Annotated in this window: 12 protein-coding genes; 6 read left to right on the top strand and 6 right to left on the bottom strand. The window is 41.9% G+C overall.

All coding sequences use genetic code 11. From position 1 onward, the window contains the following. The first annotated feature begins 924 nt into the window (after nt 1-924). The 5 genes from HWQ47_RS22090 (at nt 925) to HWQ47_RS22070 (ending at nt 6,001) form a co-directional block, all read left to right on the top strand. Entirely contained in the window at nt 925-1,698 is a 774-nt protein-coding gene (locus tag HWQ47_RS22090) for an electron transfer flavoprotein (RefSeq protein ID WP_269968153.1), read from the top strand. An 8-nt stretch (nt 1,699-1,706) separates the two neighbouring features. Then, nucleotides 1,707-2,651, top strand: coding sequence for an FAD-binding protein (locus HWQ47_RS22085; RefSeq protein WP_269968152.1), 945 nt, complete (start codon nt 1,707-1,709; stop codon nt 2,649-2,651). 90 nt (nt 2,652-2,741) lie between these two features. Continuing rightward, nucleotides 2,742-4,034: an FAD-dependent oxidoreductase gene (locus HWQ47_RS22080; RefSeq protein ID WP_269968151.1), complete on the top strand. Its 1,293-nt coding sequence runs from the start codon at nt 2,742-2,744 to the stop codon at nt 4,032-4,034. Further along, complete coding sequence (locus HWQ47_RS22075) at nt 4,031-4,318, top strand: 4Fe-4S dicluster domain-containing protein (protein ID WP_269968150.1); 288 nt, start codon at nt 4,031-4,033, stop codon at nt 4,316-4,318. The genes HWQ47_RS22080 and HWQ47_RS22075 overlap by 4 nt, the downstream gene beginning before the upstream one ends. Before the next feature lie 324 nt (nt 4,319-4,642). Then, nucleotides 4,643-6,001: an MFS transporter gene (locus HWQ47_RS22070; protein WP_269968149.1), complete on the top strand. Its 1,359-nt coding sequence runs from the start codon at nt 4,643-4,645 to the stop codon at nt 5,999-6,001. A gap of 146 nt (nt 6,002-6,147) precedes the next feature. Here the strand turns inward: HWQ47_RS22070 and HWQ47_RS22065 are convergent, their stop codons facing one another. The 3 genes from HWQ47_RS22065 to HWQ47_RS22055 all read right to left on the bottom strand — a co-directional run bounded on the left by HWQ47_RS22065 (nt 6,148) and on the right by HWQ47_RS22055 (nt 10,747). After that, a complete protein-coding gene (locus HWQ47_RS22065) occupies nt 6,148-7,608 on the bottom strand; it encodes a glutathione synthase (protein WP_269968148.1) in 1,461 nt (486 codons plus the stop codon). Nucleotides 7,609-7,804: 196 nt separating this feature from the next. Next, nucleotides 7,805-8,596, bottom strand: a complete 792-nt coding sequence (locus HWQ47_RS22060) for a hypothetical protein (RefSeq protein WP_269968147.1) — start codon at nt 8,594-8,596, stop codon at nt 7,805-7,807. Nucleotides 8,597-8,695: 99 nt separating this feature from the next. Then, the gene (locus tag HWQ47_RS22055; protein ID WP_269968146.1) at nt 8,696-10,747 is read right to left on the bottom strand and encodes an alkyl/aryl-sulfatase; all 2,052 of its coding nucleotides are present in this window, start codon (nt 10,745-10,747) and stop codon (nt 8,696-8,698) included. 513 nt (nt 10,748-11,260) lie between these two features. On the opposite strand from HWQ47_RS22055, the gene HWQ47_RS22050 reads away from it, so the two are divergent. Next, a complete protein-coding gene (locus HWQ47_RS22050; RefSeq protein ID WP_269968145.1) occupies nt 11,261-12,157 on the top strand; it encodes a LysR family transcriptional regulator in 897 nt (298 codons plus the stop codon). Nucleotides 12,158-12,300: 143 nt separating this feature from the next. On the opposite strand, the gene HWQ47_RS22045 is transcribed toward HWQ47_RS22050, so the two are convergent. From HWQ47_RS22045 to HWQ47_RS22035, 3 genes are all read right to left on the bottom strand, one after another. Beyond that, the gene (locus tag HWQ47_RS22045) at nt 12,301-13,101 is read right to left on the bottom strand and encodes a PepSY-associated TM helix domain-containing protein (RefSeq protein WP_269968144.1); all 801 of its coding nucleotides are present in this window, start codon (nt 13,099-13,101) and stop codon (nt 12,301-12,303) included. A gap of 82 nt (nt 13,102-13,183) precedes the next feature. Further along, complete coding sequence (locus HWQ47_RS22040; protein WP_269971825.1) at nt 13,184-13,702, bottom strand: FMN-binding protein; 519 nt, start codon at nt 13,700-13,702, stop codon at nt 13,184-13,186. Nucleotides 13,703-13,828: 126 nt separating this feature from the next. Then, nucleotides 13,829-15,016, bottom strand: a complete 1,188-nt coding sequence (locus tag HWQ47_RS22035; RefSeq protein WP_269968143.1) for a porin — start codon at nt 15,014-15,016, stop codon at nt 13,829-13,831. Nucleotides 15,017-15,053 lie beyond the last annotated feature (37 nt).

Genomic DNA, 15,053 nt, shown 5'->3' with positions numbered 1-15,053 from the left:
AATAACCTAACGTACCTTTTGTTTTTTCTAACCAATCGACTTTAGGTAATGATTTAATGATGGTGACTTATTAAATAATGTCTTTTGGTTTTCGGAATAATAATGCACGCCATTAATGTCATATACAGTGATCGTTATCACGAACGTTTTAAATAGAGGCGAATGCAATAAATAGCCTCTAAATGAATGATATGCACATCACAAAAAATGGTCCTGAGATCGTTTTTTAACATGACTGAAAGTTGTCAGTAATTAGACGTTGCTGTTTGTTGTTTACTTTTGACATTTATTTTAACTTATTGTTTTTAATCTTTTTTATAGTTACTATTGCTTGGTGGTGATAAACGTTTTAATGCCAAATTTACGGGAGTAAAATATATTTTTTATGATACAAAACAATATTTCTAATAGTAATATTAGTACTACTAAAGATGCTTATTAGTAGGGCTAATATTAATATTATAAGTACTGGGTTGTGCTATTAGCAGAGCTGATATGGTTATTACTTTTATAGTTGAAAGTGCTAAGGTTAAGGCTGGTTCATGCCTAAACTTAACGATTATTAGAGTTGCTAATAGTAACGTTAGAAACACTAAAGATGTTAGAAGTAACAACTCTTAATAAGTGTGACCAGTATAACATTAGCATTGCTAATTCTGGTCTTATAATTGTCCAATCTGATGAAGCAATAAGTATTAATAACCCGCACGCTTTTAAACTTCAGATTTAGAATATAATGTAGGCATAATAAGTGTATCTATAAAATCGATATATTGAAGTTATTGATACGTTAGATTGGCAACAAATAATAATTATGCAGCGGTTTGACCGTCAAAGCATTATCTGAGGTTGTATCGGTGAGTTCCTTGAGAATATAGCCATAAACTAAATTTAGAAGTGTGTAATGTCTAAACTGGAGAAATAATGAAAATTATTACGTGTTACAAATTAGTTCCTGAAGAGCAAGATATCGCAGTGAAAGCTGGCGGTGTTCTAGACATGAGTAAAGCAGCACCGAAGATCAATCAGTTTGATCTCAATGCAGTAGAAGCCGCTGTCGGAATCAAGGCAATGGTTGGTGAGTGTTGTATTACGGCGCTAAGTATAGGCGGTAAGGCTTTAGACAATCCTAAAGCCCGTAAAGATATTCTCTCTCGTGGACCCGATGAATTAACTGTGGTCGTTGACGATAAATTTGAACAGGCGCTTCCCCATCAAACCGCTCGAGTTTTAGCTGCTGCTGCGCAGAAAAATGGTTTTGACTTGATTATTTGTGGTGATGGTTCTGGTGACTTATATGCCCAACAAGTGGGTTTACAGCTCGGTGAGTTACTGGGCGTCGCGACCATCAATGCCGTAAGTAAAATCATTTCAGTCCAAGACGGTAAACTTACCGTAGAAAGATCCTTAGACGATGAAGTGGAAGTATTGGAGATCACGTTACCAGCAGTTATCTCAGTTTCCACCGATATCAATGAGCCATCTATCCCATCAATGAAGACTATTTTGGCAGCCGCTAGAAAGCCGGTGACTAAGTTAAGTGTCGACGATCTCGAACTTGCTGAGATACCTGTTCTGGTTGAATCAGTATCAGTATTGGCGCCAAAACAAAGCGATCGTAAGAAGATCATTATCGATGGTGATGATGAAGCACAAATCGCTGCATTTGCAGATCACCTGCGTAAAGCACTTAATTAAGGGAAAGAATGATGAGCAAACTGTCTAGTGTATGGGTATTTAGCGATGTCGCCTCCCGTTTACCTGAAGTTATCGCCGCTGGTGTTCAGTTAGGCGAAAAAGTGTCGGCTTTTGTACTGGGATCTGAAGATGAGATTAGCAAGGCGTACTCATTGGGTGCAAGCCATGTGTATTATTTGGGCGAAAAAGAGTCCAGTAAAATAGTTGAAGATTACGCGGCTACCATAGCTCAGATCATCTCTAATGGTGACCCTCAAACTTTAATGCTGCTAGGCGCCACTAAGCGCGGTAAAGCATTGGCGGCTAAATTAGGTGTACAACTTAATGCCGGTGTTATCAATGATGTCTCTGAAGTCACTGTGGCTGACGGTGTCACAGCTAAGCATATGGTTTATGGCGGTTTGGCCATAGGCGAAGAGAAAATCACATCATCCATTGCGATAGTGACGCTTGGGAATGGTGTATTTGAAGCGGTTGAAGTCGATACCTCAAAAACTGGTGAAGCTATTTCAGTTGCATTTGTTGAACCTAAAGCTGCTATTAGGTGTATCGAGCGCCGTGCTAAGCAAGGTGAAAGTGTCGACTTAGGTAAGGCTAAGCGCGTTATTGCAATTGGTAGCGGTATTGGTAAACAAGAGAATCTGCAAATGGCAGCGGAGCTCGGTGAGGCTCTAGGTGCTGAGCTAGGCTGTTCTCGACCGATTGCTGAAACAGAAAAGTGGATGGAGCGTGAGCGTTATATCGGTGTCTCTGGTGTTATGTTAAAGCCGGAAATTTATTTGGCTCTTGGGATATCTGGCCAGATCCAGCACATGGTGGGTGCATTAGGCTCTCAGACGATTCTGGCGGTCAACAAAGATAAGAATGCGCCTATTTTCCAATATGTGGATTACGGCATTGTCGGTGACTTAAATAAGGTGGTTCCGGCACTGATCAACGCCTTTAAAAGTTAATTTAAGCGCGGGGCGTTTTGCCTCTCCAGCAAATACCGAGTGAACATAAGCCCGGTGTTAATACCAAAACTATGTGAAGAGTAAATTTGTATGTCAGAAGATGTATTTGACGCGATTATCGTTGGAGCAGGGCTTGCAGGATGCGTTGCCGCATATGTTTTAGCAAAAGAGGGAGCGGACGTCCTCGTTATTGAGCGTGGTAATTTTGCCGGAAGTAAGAACATGACAGGAGGCCGACTCTATGCCCATAGCCTAGAGAAAATTATGCCTGGTTTTGCTAAAGAAGCACCAATAGAAAGAAGAGTGACCAAAGAGAAAGTGACCTTCTTAACCGATGATACCGGTGTCACTTTAGATTATCATAATGGTCGAGCACAAACCTCTGTTCAAGAATCTTATACTGTATTAAGAGGGGATTTTGACCAATGGTTGATGGCGAAAGCTGAAGAGGTGGGTGCCCAGTTTATTAGCGGTATTCGCGTTGATGAGTTGATCACCAAAGATGGAAAAGTTATTGGTGTTCGAGCTGACGGTGATGAGTTGCTGGCTAAGGCAGTCATATTGGCTGAGGGGGTTAACCCCGTGCTGGGTGAAAAACTAGGCATGATAAAGCCTAAAGTTAGTGCTGGCGTAATGGCCGTAGGCGTAAAAGAGTTGATTGAACTGCCAAAAGAGGTCATTCAGGACAGATTTAATCTCTGCGATGATGAAGGTGCGGCTTGGTTATTCGCTGGCTCACCTGCAAATGGTTTGATGGGCGGCGGCTTTATTTACACCAACAAAACTTCAGTGTCACTGGGGATCGTTTGTGGATTACACGATATAGGCAGTTCAAATAAAACCGTTCCGCAAATGTTGGAAGATTTCAAAAACCACTCAATGATTAAGCCATTGATTGAAGGTGGTAAGCTACTTGAGTATTCGGGTCATGTGGTACCTGAAGCCGGATTGAACATGGTGCCTAAATTGGTCGATGATGGCGTATTGATCACCGGAGATGCTGCAGGTTTCTGTTTAAATATTGGCTATACAGTTCGCGGTATGGATCTTGCCATAGCCTCAGGAGAAGCGGCGGCTAAAGCAGTTTTAGCCGCGCGTGAAACTAATGATTTTAGTGCAGCGGGTTTATCTTCATATCAGACTCTTTTGGAAGAGAGCTTCCTGATGAAAGATCTGAAACTGTATAAAAACCTACCAGCTTTTATGGAGACTCCACGGATCTTTAACCAGTATCCGAAGATGGTTGCCGACATAATGGAAAGTTTGTTTACTGTTGATGGTCGCGAATCGCAACCACTGCGTAAGACCATTATGAAACATTGTAAAGAGGTAGGTTACATGAACCTGCTTAAAGATGGCATTAAAGGAGTCACTTCGATATGACCGAAAAAGTTAATGTAGATGTTAAATTGAGCGTCAATAAATTCTACGTAGACGAAGGGCATTCACATATTATCTTAAAAGATAACCCTAATATGAATGAGTATCGTAAGCTCATAAATGCTTGTCCTGCAGGTTTATATAAACTTGAAGAGGACGGAACGATTCGATTTGACTCTGCAGGTTGTTTAGAATGTGGTACGTGTAAGTTTTTATGCGGTGATACCATATTAGAAAAATGGGAATATCCTCGAGGAACATTTGGCGTTGAATACCGATATGGGTAATATCGAAAGTAAATAGTATATTAACGCATGATTAAAAACAAATAGTTGAAATTAATTTCAACTATTTCTCGTTGTGAAATTTAAATGTAATTAATTCTATTTGTTATTTGGCTGAATGAAAATAAAGTTGTAAATTTAAATATGGTGTTTTAGATCTCAAATGTTTAATTTTCACTTTTAAATTATCTGAAATATTGTCTTTATCACCGTTTTTATATTTATAGTGCGTAGTATTAATGTGACTTGTTGTGTGTATTCAGTTCGTTAATATATCCATTGGCGCAATCACATAGATTTTAATAAATATATTTGGTGGTAATTAGCATGAAACCAAGAACAAACTTCGATAATATGGAATTCACTCCACTGCATAGAAAAATAATGCTTTGGGGTAGCGGTGGGCCATTTTTAGATGGCTATGTATTAGTCATTATTGGACTTGCACTCCAGCAGCTGACCCCTGAACTAGAGTTAGATACCCAATGGATAGGGTTAGTTGGTGCAGCCACATTAGCGGGTCTATTTATTGGTACCGCCCTATTTGGTTACGTAGCTGATATATTTGGTCGTAAAAAAATGTTCATGATTAATATCATAGCCATTGCTGTACTTTCATTTGCGACTATGTTTATTTCATCGCCCATTGAACTGGTTGTTTTACGTTTCTTAATTGGTATCGTTATTGGTGCTGATTACCCCATTGCTACCTCTATGGTTGCCGAATTTTCACCGACGAAACAGCGGGCATTCACTATGGGTTTCATCGCAGCAATGTGGTACATAGGTGCTACCGCAGCCAATATGGTTGGCTACCTCCTTTACGATGTTCAAGATGGTTGGAGATGGATGTTTGGTAGTGCCATTATTCCCTGTATCATAATTCTATTTGGTCGTTATCATCTACCAGAGTCTCCACGGTGGTTACTTAAAAAAGGTCGGGTTGATGAATGCCGTGAAATAATGCATAAGTTCTTTGGCCCAAATGTTGATATTAGTTTTGAAGCGGCTGAAGAAACAAAATACAGTAAGCTTTTTGAACCTATATATTTAAAGCGAATTATATTTATTGGTACGATATGGACTTGTCAGGTCATTCCTATGTTTGCTATATATACATTTGGACCTCAAATAATTGACCAATTAGGTTTTTCAGAAGGAAAAGACTCGGCTATCGGTAATATCGTTATCAGTATATTTTTTATGGCTGGTTGCATCCCTGCCATGTATTGGCTGAACTCAATTGGTCGTCGACCACTGTTAATCGGTAGTTTCGGTATAATGACTGCTTCTCTGGCACTTCTTGGAACCGTACCTAATCCCAGTATATGGTTAATTGTAGGAGCTTTTGCTGTTTATGCCTTCTTCTCTGGAGGCCCTGGTATTTTACAGTGGCTCTATCCCAATGAGCTTTTCCCAACAGAAATTAGAGCGTCAGCTATTGGTGCTGTGATGTCTTTTAGCCGTATTGGCACCATAGTTTCTACTTATGGTTTACCTTTATTTATGGCGAGTTATGGTATTTCATCTACCTTATTAGTCGGTGCGGCAATATCTCTGTTTGGCTTAGTTATTTCAGTATTGATGGCCCCAGAAACAAGAGGGTTAACATTAGAGACAACCAGTTCAGCTAATTTTTCCACTACTGAAAAAATAAATAGCCAAATAAGTATTAAGGATATTTAAATAATCTCGTATATTGAGCATATTTTTAGGGATACTGTATTTGGGCAAGATTTGGGAAAACCTTCCCAAATAGAAGTCAGCAAAGCCGTTGCATGAAGTAGACTACCAGAGCTTCCTGAAGTTCTGGTAGTCTGTTCAAATGATATCTAATCAACCAAGGTGATAGAATCTAAAATTCCTTGACCACTGTGTACACCGCCCTCATTCTCTTTTGCTGGCTTGCTTCGTACTAGGTAACCCGCATAACCATCCAATTCAGTCACTGGTTCACCATTAAAAAAAGCAGTAAACAAACCAATTTCACTGACTAAGTCATCGACTTTTATCTGTTCACCATCACGTACTGCAATGGTTGGACGTTCACGCTCGTGTGGATGCAAGCGTTTCATTAGTGCCCAGGCATCATACTGACCAACTTTCAGTTGACTAAGCTTGTCACTGATCTCATTGCCAAAGATACAATGACCTCCACCTTCCCCTTGGTTTTTTAAAACCCATTCATTTTGATCTGCTTCGGATGCAAACCATGAGATAACATCTTGATTGATAGGTAACATTTCAGCCAATACGGTTTTCACTAGCCTCACTTCCTCTAGAGAAAGCCCCCAAGGGGCAAACTCCTGTTCAGGCATCATAGTCAATATCATCTGCATTGTTTTGCTGGTTGCTAGCTGCTGGCTTACTGTCGCGTTAACAGCAACATTATGTTGCTCGATAAAGGCTCGTGTTTGGCTTAATGTTTGACAGCAGATATCTTCACGCAATTGGGGAGCAAAATAGTCCATATATTGATAACCAGCACGTAGGTAAACCACGTCAACAGTGCCGACCCCTCTAAGCATTAGCCTTTCTCTTTCACCTGTATACACTTGAGATGCCAGCTCATCAAAGGTTCGTCTAACGGTTCTAATGCCTTGTTTTCTAAGTTCAACTTCAAGCAGGTGCTGATCGTAAACATTGTCTTCATGCCGCTGCACAATCATCAAGAAAGTGGCTTGGTCTGTTTCATTGAAATCTGCTTGTATTTTACGTGCAGAGTGAACAATAGCGTCAGCTAATTGTTCAAGGCAGTTGTTGTCGGCAGAGATTGCCTCAAGAGATTCAGCCCAGTCATGATAGATCTCTGGCCATTGGTTTTGCATAAATTGGTGCAACTGAGTGATCCGTTTACCAAATGGCCCCATACCTGCTGCAATACCATTGAATTCAATGACTTTAGCTCCTTGCTGACGGTCATCCATATAATCGGTTCTCATCAGCAGCAGCGGCTGGCGAGCCGGAGATAATGGCTGACCTTTAATCCCATGGATCTGGTGATGTAGCATCATTAAACGTTCGAAAAATGGATCTGCTTTCGCCATCTTACTCAATGATGACTGCAGAAATAAATGATCTTCAGACACCCGGCTGATCAATTTGGTGAGTAAGGGAGTCACTTTCAATAAATGCTGATAAACATGTCGTTTCATAGAAATAGGTGCAATACTGAATGGACAGTGCCTTGCGGTGCCATCACTATTTTTAAAGGCAATACCGTGCATAATTGACCATTCACACAATTCATCGGTGATCTGTTTATCCACTAACTGAACGTTCATGTTACTCATAATAATGCCTTTGATGTCGTGCCTAATTTGTCGCTATCGAAACAACTTTATATTTCGATTAAACCAGAAATTTAGAATTTTATCAAGAGATCGACATTGATAATTGGGTTAATCAGATCGGTTTTCTGTAACAGAGATGCTCAAAATGCCTATAGCGTTAGATGGGCATTTTGAGCATCTCTATGATAGTTTATGATTAAAACTGGTGGTTAAACTCAATTCGCCAGTCAATATTGTTATCTTTATTAAATTCAGTTGCTGCATAGTTAACGAAGAATCGAATATTTTGTCTGGGATTTATCTGATAACTGGCCACCACTTCGTGGTAAAAACCATCCATCATATCCGACATATATTGGTTGCTGTTTAACGTGGTCATATACATGGGGTTATAGTTAAGCCAGATTTTATCTGTGATGGCAATTTTTGCATAAGTCCCCACCACTGCAAAGCTTGATGGAATGGCGTATCCCACGCTACCAACTGGATTTTCATCGCCTCTAATGACTGCAGTATCGGTAAGAGTGACGCCTATGCCTGCAAGTGGATAAAGTTGAAGTGGACCCAATGCCGGCAGTGCTTGAATAAAACTGTAAGATGCACTTCCTAGGTTGGTATTAAAGTCCCAGTTCACATCAACTTGCGAGCCGCGGCCATTGGTTTTGTCTAAGTTGAAGTTACGAAAACGTAAGTTGTTGATAGAGTTATTACCATCTAGACCAAGGCTGTCACCGCCTACGCCTTTTAGTTCGACGATGTTCATCGCCATGGTATCTATATCTCCGGTGTCATAGGCGTTGCCTATTTTTAAGTTAATCCCTTGGTTAGCAACGCCCACACCCGCTTGAGTGTATACCGCGAGTGGGTCAGACATATCTTGAGTTTCACCATCCCACTGCTGAGCAAAACCGGTTGGCGTAAAAAACAGTGCTACCAAACTCAAGGGAGTAATGAGGTTGAGAGTGCTGATTAAGGATAATTTTTTCATATTGTAGGCTCAGTAGAGAAAGGCGGTTGCCTCTAAAAAAGGAAGGGGAGTGATTTGTTACTGGCTCTTGGGGCATTCCCCAAGAACCAAGAGAATGGTCTATTGCTGTTCTGCGATTGGTAGGATTTCAAACAGCGGGCTGAAGGTATCTAGGTTTGGCATGATTTTTTGGATAAAGTCCTGTTGACCTTTGATATTGGCTTGTTGGCCCTTTAACAGCTCAGCGAGTGTTGTTTGACCTGTCATCACCTTAGCGAGATCGATTTTGTTGATGTAGAAGGTGGCATCAGCACTTTTTACTTCTTGCTCCGTACTGACGTTGGCCATATTGCCGTTTGAGATCTCTGAATAGAAAAACTCGTTACTGTCTGGATGCACAAGATTAAAGCTCAGGGTTAAGTTAGCCTTAATTGCCTTTGGTGCATTTAACCGTACCGCAAGGTAATCGAGGATGTTCAGTGTCGGACTATTAGCCACTATGTCTGCCGAGTTCTGTTTAATCGACTCATGGATGGTATTGGTCCGTAGCTCGTAAGCCCCTGACAAGTAAGAGTTGCGCCATGCCATGGTCTCCGACTGATAGCCCTGCTGCTCAAAAGAGTCGGCTAACAGGTTACGTGCAGCTTGGTTATTGGGGTCACACAGTACGATATCGTTAACGAGCTGAGAAGCGGCCTGGTACTCGCCCTTATCAAAGCGTGCTTGCGCGCCTCTCATTAAGGTGTTGATTCCAGCGGTTTCCACATAAACACAAGATTTGTCTTGGCTCGTTAGTGGGTTGGTGTTGACAGGGTTTAAGTCATGGTAGCCCAAATAGAGGTTAACGACGGCGCGGGCATTATGTGAGTATGAGCCGTGGTAGCCATTGGTGTGCCAAGTATTAAACTGGGCTTCTGGGATTATCTTGTCGATCTCACGCCCTACATCATTGATCGTAGTGCCATGATTGGCTAAACGCAGAGCTTGATTATGAATAAAGCCGTAGTTATCACGCTGTAGGGTGATGTACTCATTGATGTCTGCTGTATTCCATACCGGCGCTGAGTGAGAAGAGGTTAACGCTTCGATACGGTCACCGTAAGCAAGCTTCATGTCGGTGAGGTATTTACTCCAAGCTAATGAATCACGTACTTTTGCACCGCGGAAAGTATAAATATTGTGCATGCCATGATAGGTAAGCTCACCAGTAAACAAGGTGTTGTACTTCTCGACCCAAGTGATAATTTCAACGGGGGCTTCAGCGCCAGGGACATTGGTAAACTCAAACTTAACACCATCTATGGTGTGGGTTTCTGTTTTATCAGATATATCCAGTGTTGGCGTGATCAAGGTTAGATCACCGACGATGCCCGTGGTTAACCCGATGGCGTTATCTACCGCCCCATGAGCATCTTTACCGAGTGTGACTCCATATTGGTAGTTGGAGCGGCGTGACATGGCATTTCCTGCCAACATATTTTCATCGGCTAAGGCTTGTACAAATCCCTCTGGGGCAACAATTTTCACATCATCACTAAAGTCTGTACTTAAGCCGCGTACACCACCGAAATGATCGCCATGGGGATGAGAGTAGATCACTGCGTGGATGGTATGAGGCGCAGGCAGATGCTGCTTAGCAAACTCCCATGCAAGCTGAGTGGTCTCATCGAGTAAGCCAGGATCGTTGATCACATAACCATTATCTGTTTTAAAGATAGTGATATTTGCAATATCATTACCACGAATTTGATAAACGCCATCAACCACTTGATACAAGCCTTCTGCTTGGTAGTTCATTAAGCCTTGACGGAAGATAGAGGGGTTCACTGTATCGGGGAAGGCTGTTGGCTCGATGTCTTGCATCATATCGCTAAATTGTAACCTTGCTTTACCTGCGTCGTGATCGCCAAAAGCGGCAATGAGGCCACGCTTTTGTTGTTCAAATGCGGTCATATCAGCAAATGGCAAGCGCATAGCCAGCGCTTTATTGGCGGCTGTGGTATGAATTGTTGCTGCTTTTCCCTTGTATGCTGCCATCTCAGTGGCATTGATATGCTCATGTTCATGGTTGCGTTTTTCAACCTCATCGTGGGAATGAGCTGCAAGATTAAAAGAGAGCAGACTAACGATGCTTGTTGCAAGAATGGTTTTGTTCATCATCTTGTTTTTCATAATAATCACCTTAGAGATTTAAAAATGGGTAAAGACAAAACGTGTCGGCTCTCCTTGGGAGTGATACCAATCAGCATAAGAAGTTGATCTACTCAGAGTGTTTTTTGGCAAACTAATTCATGGCGAATGAATGACATAATGGTTGTTCCCTTATGAATTCATTCAACGCTGAAGTAGGCAGCCAAAAACACTCCTTAACAGGCGAGTTTTAGCGGTTCTGATGCTGTGTTAACGAGCTTAACCGTAGAATAACTATGCTCTTCACTCGTTGCCTTGCCTCAGGACCGATTAACTCTCGCTGAGCGATCAAATCTTTATTCTGATTGGTATAGCCATGATTGCTTTGTCTTGAAATCTTGGTGATAGGATAGGCTTGGAACTTTTTCTAACCAATAAACTCAGCTTTAGATAAAACATAACTATTCTGTATGTGTTAACTTATTCCTGTGTTAATTTATTTATATGTTGATAGGTTTATGTATTATTAAAGCCTTAGTATTGGTTGGGGGAGTTATGGATAAAAGGTTCGATTTTAACTTACTGGCGATCTTTTTAGAGGTCTATCAACAGCGGTCTATCACTTTAGCCGCGGACGCTTTAGGCTTGACCCAACCAGGCGTCAGTGCAGCATTGAAGCGGTTACAAAAAACGCTTGGGGTGGAGCTCTTTGTGCGAGAAGGGCGAGGGATATCACCGACCAATGCGGCAATTCAATTTGCCAATCAAGTTTCTCCTGCTTATAACATGGTCAATAGCGCATTAAGTAATGTGTCGGGGTTTGATAAGCAAACACCACGTTCATTTGTGGTTTATGTTAATGAACCCATGATGAGTCTGCTGCAACCTTTGGTTGAACTGGACACAGAGATGGGCAGGTGTGATATTGAGTTTAAGCTGACTCCGACTGACGAGGAGCAGTTGCAGCAGCAGTTGAGTCTACAAAAAGCCGATTTAGCTATCGATATTGGGCAGTTGCCAAGCCTCTCCTATACAAATCAACTCTTTTATCGCGAAGGTATTTCACTGCTCTGTCGTAAGAATCATCCACGTATCCATGACTCCATAGATAAAGATCAGTTTTACCGAGAGAAACATATCATCATTAAAGTGCGTCGTTCGGATCTTACTGCACTGGATTTTTTTACTGAAGAGGTGATCCGTGAGCGTAAAATCAGTTGTGAGTGTCACTCACTCATCGCCATGATGGCACTGATATCAGAGAGCGATTGTATCGGTACTACTTGTAGTAGCATGGCAGATAAATACGCCGAAATATTCAACCTTCAATGTATTGCCCCTCCTTTTAAAAGTAAGCCAGTATTACACAATATGATGTGGCATAAACGTAATGAGTTTAATCCCGCGCATATCTGGTTGAGAGAAAAACTGGCGCAATTAATATTGATGTAGATAGAACGGGCTTTGTCTTGCTAAATGCAGCTAGGACGGCACTCTGTGCCTGAGAGAATGCTCGTGAGCTCGTTACTATAGGTTCAAGAGATAGAGCTTTCAAGTTGTTACAATGAACCCTAGGTTTAACGAATTAAACGAATTTACTTTCGTTTAATTCGTTTTGGTTTGTGCTGCAGCCACAAATACACTCCAGACAGTGACATAAATATCAGAGCAAGGGCAACCAGATCCATAAACCAGGGCCCTAAAACACCAAAGAAACGGCCACTGTGAATATCGAGCAGGACGCGTTCCCAGGTTAGGTGGTGTGAGCGTGCTAATAGTGAGATCTCTTGAGTTGCCGTTATTACTGAGCTATTACTCACTTCCGTTAAGGGTTGAACCCAAGTCAGTGGGACAAAGGGCATGGCCTGAGTCCACTCAATAAGGTCTTCATCGGCCATATAGCTGCCACTATCAGTGTTTATCCAGATATGACCATCATTGGCTAAAGATGTTAGCCCTGAAGGTAAGCCTGTGCTCAGATCTTGCTTTTCAAGTAATGCTCCCTCAGCAGAGATGAGGTATAGGTTATCGCTATCAATAGCGATGAACATACCGCCAAAGGGGACGATGCCGTTAATGGTAGAGTTGGCTTCGAGTGCCAGATGCTTATCTACCCAGACAAGATTGTCTGAACTGGCGAGCTGTAGTGGTGATGTTTGGTAAATATTTATCTGAGCTGGCGGTGTAATGCCATAATTATCCAGCAGCCAAGCTTGTTTGACATGGCTAATATCGATAGCAAGATGATGACTGTGGTTGATCAATATGCCCGTTATGGCAAGGAGCAAGACGAAAAGGGCACTGAAAATCCCCAACCATTGATGCCAAGGCCTAAGCAGTCTTTTAAGCATTAAGCTGACACGGTTTCTGCTGGAAGGGAGATGTTTATGGGCCATTATTATTCTTGTTATTAACTCTGTCAGGTGGAAATCATAACAAGCATATCAGGTAACGATAGTTAGAGTCAGAGTTTCATCACTAGCTTCTTGTTACTCGTGAATCCAACCAGAGCGCAATACGTGAAAGTTTAGTTAGTGCTCTGACTGACAAGGTAGCACCGGTAATACCGTCGATATGTCTGTCGAGCTTGAGCTCTTTATTGAGCTTGGCGGCTTTGAATTGATCGGTAAAAAAATCGTGGCGTACTTCATCACCACGGCTTTCACGATAAACAAGTACTTTAGTTTGGGCTATCTGTTTTTGTTTCACATGAATACCGACAGTGATCGGGGCTTCTTTACCTATCTCATCTAATATCCAGACGGTTTCTCCCTCCTGCTGCCAGTAGCGGATCCGCAGTTTCTTAAATTTATGGGACAAGATCTTTTCAATGACCTGTTGAGCCTCATCGTCGATCCAGAATACCTTAGCCTTAGGAGTGGGAGCGTTGAAGGCTTGGCTGATAAACGCTTTTGGTGCTTGATACTGGCTATTAGCGAGCACTGCAAAACTTAAACTTAATGTGATAGCAATGGCTAATGTTTGAATTAATTTCATCATATGCTCAGCAATAAATAAAGTTTCAGATCCTAACTGTCTGAGTTTAGGTAAAAAATGAGAAAGGTGCTAAAAGCTACGGCTTTTAGCACCTAGAACCTAGCACCTAGGAACTTATTTTGTAGATTAGAACTGGTAGCCTACGCCGAGGTTGAAACCGTCAGCATCTTTAGCGCCACCCACTGTTTCATAGTCAGCTTTAAAGACGACATTTTCATGTAACCAATAGTTCACACCGACATTGGTTTGAGTGATTTTAGTGTCATCACTATTACCAGCTTCATTGTCATACTCGTTGTAACGAGCAAACAATCCAAAGCTGTTATTGATACGGTATGATGGCTCGATGTACCAACCATTTTGATCATTACGTCCAAGTGCTTTAGCTTCTGCTCCGTCGATATCCCACTGTGCATATAGGGCTTTAACGGTGAATGCTTGAATGCTGTAAATGACGTGAGCGGTCAGCAAAGTTGCCGATGCTGTATCAACACCGCCTACACCTTGAGTGATGTCAGACTGGTATTGAGCTGTTGCTGCAAGTTCAAGTCCCGGTATAGCTGTGTATTTTGCGCGTGCGGTATAAGCAAGATCAGAAGCATTGGCTTTGGCTACTTTTTGGCGACCGCTACGGATGTTATATGCCTTGCTACCCGTTGTGGCAACTTCAAGGCCACTGGTAATGGCGCCGTCGAAAGCTAAGCCAGGAGCTGCTTTAACATTAAGTGCTAGACCCGCTTCCCACCAAGTTGATGGGATGATATTTTTCTCGACAGGGTTACGTTCAACTCCATAGAATGTTGGTGGCTCGTGAGTCTCATTGATGATACCAACTGGGATCAGGAATAGACCCGCTTTACCGGTAAACATGTTGTTAAAATCATGCTCAATGTAAGCTTGTTCAAGCTCTACTTCACCAGGCTTATCATTACCAGATAGTGCATGTTCAACTTCTAGTTCTGAAAAGAAACGGGTATTTTCAGTAAATTCATGACCAAAGAAAAGAACAAAGCGATGAAAGTCAACCTCTTTCTTGTCTTTCCCTGTCTTGTTATCGGTAATGTTGTTGTAATGAAGTTCACCATAGCCACCAATGGTCGTCGCACTATTAGACTCTGCAACTTCTTCAACTACGTCGGCAGTTCGCTCGACGCGAGTTTCTGTTGCTTCAAGACGTCGTTCTAAGTCTTGAAGTACTTGTTGCTGTTGCTCAATGATTTTACGTAGCTCTTGGGTCTCATCAGAAGCGAAAGCCGTTTGGCTGGCAAATAGGCCAACTAAGGCTGTTGCAAGTAATGTTTTCTTCATCATCATTCTTTTCCCGAGTGTTGTGCAAAGGTTATTAAATTTT

Source organism: Shewanella sp. MTB7, from assembly GCF_027571385.1.
Classification (GTDB): domain Bacteria; phylum Pseudomonadota; class Gammaproteobacteria; order Enterobacterales; family Shewanellaceae; genus Shewanella.
The sequence above is the reverse complement of the archived record's forward strand: the minus strand, read 5'-3'. Positions and strand labels throughout refer to the sequence as shown.

Excerpts from the sequence above, each read along its gene's own strand:
- HWQ47_RS22090 (WP_269968153.1), top strand. The coding sequence starts at position 925 with ATGAAAATTATTACGTGTTACAAATTAGTTCCTGAAGAGCAAGATATC.
- HWQ47_RS22085 (WP_269968152.1), top strand. The coding sequence starts at position 1,707 with ATGATGAGCAAACTGTCTAGTGTATGGGTATTTAGCGATGTCGCCTCC.
- HWQ47_RS22080 (WP_269968151.1), top strand. The coding sequence starts at position 2,742 with ATGTCAGAAGATGTATTTGACGCGATTATCGTTGGAGCAGGGCTTGCA.
- HWQ47_RS22075 (WP_269968150.1), top strand. The coding sequence starts at position 4,031 with ATGACCGAAAAAGTTAATGTAGATGTTAAATTGAGCGTCAATAAATTC.
- HWQ47_RS22070 (WP_269968149.1), top strand. The coding sequence starts at position 4,643 with ATGAAACCAAGAACAAACTTCGATAATATGGAATTCACTCCACTGCAT.
- HWQ47_RS22065 (WP_269968148.1), bottom strand. The coding sequence starts at position 7,608 with ATGAGTAACATGAACGTTCAGTTAGTGGATAAACAGATCACCGATGAA.
- HWQ47_RS22060 (WP_269968147.1), bottom strand. The coding sequence starts at position 8,596 with ATGAAAAAATTATCCTTAATCAGCACTCTCAACCTCATTACTCCCTTG.
- HWQ47_RS22055 (WP_269968146.1), bottom strand. The coding sequence starts at position 10,747 with ATGAAAAACAAGATGATGAACAAAACCATTCTTGCAACAAGCATCGTT.
- HWQ47_RS22050 (WP_269968145.1), top strand. The coding sequence starts at position 11,261 with ATGGATAAAAGGTTCGATTTTAACTTACTGGCGATCTTTTTAGAGGTC.
- HWQ47_RS22045 (WP_269968144.1), bottom strand. The coding sequence starts at position 13,101 with ATGGCCCATAAACATCTCCCTTCCAGCAGAAACCGTGTCAGCTTAATG.
- HWQ47_RS22040 (WP_269971825.1), bottom strand. The coding sequence starts at position 13,702 with ATGAAATTAATTCAAACATTAGCCATTGCTATCACATTAAGTTTAAGT.
- HWQ47_RS22035 (WP_269968143.1), bottom strand. The coding sequence starts at position 15,016 with ATGATGATGAAGAAAACATTACTTGCAACAGCCTTAGTTGGCCTATTT.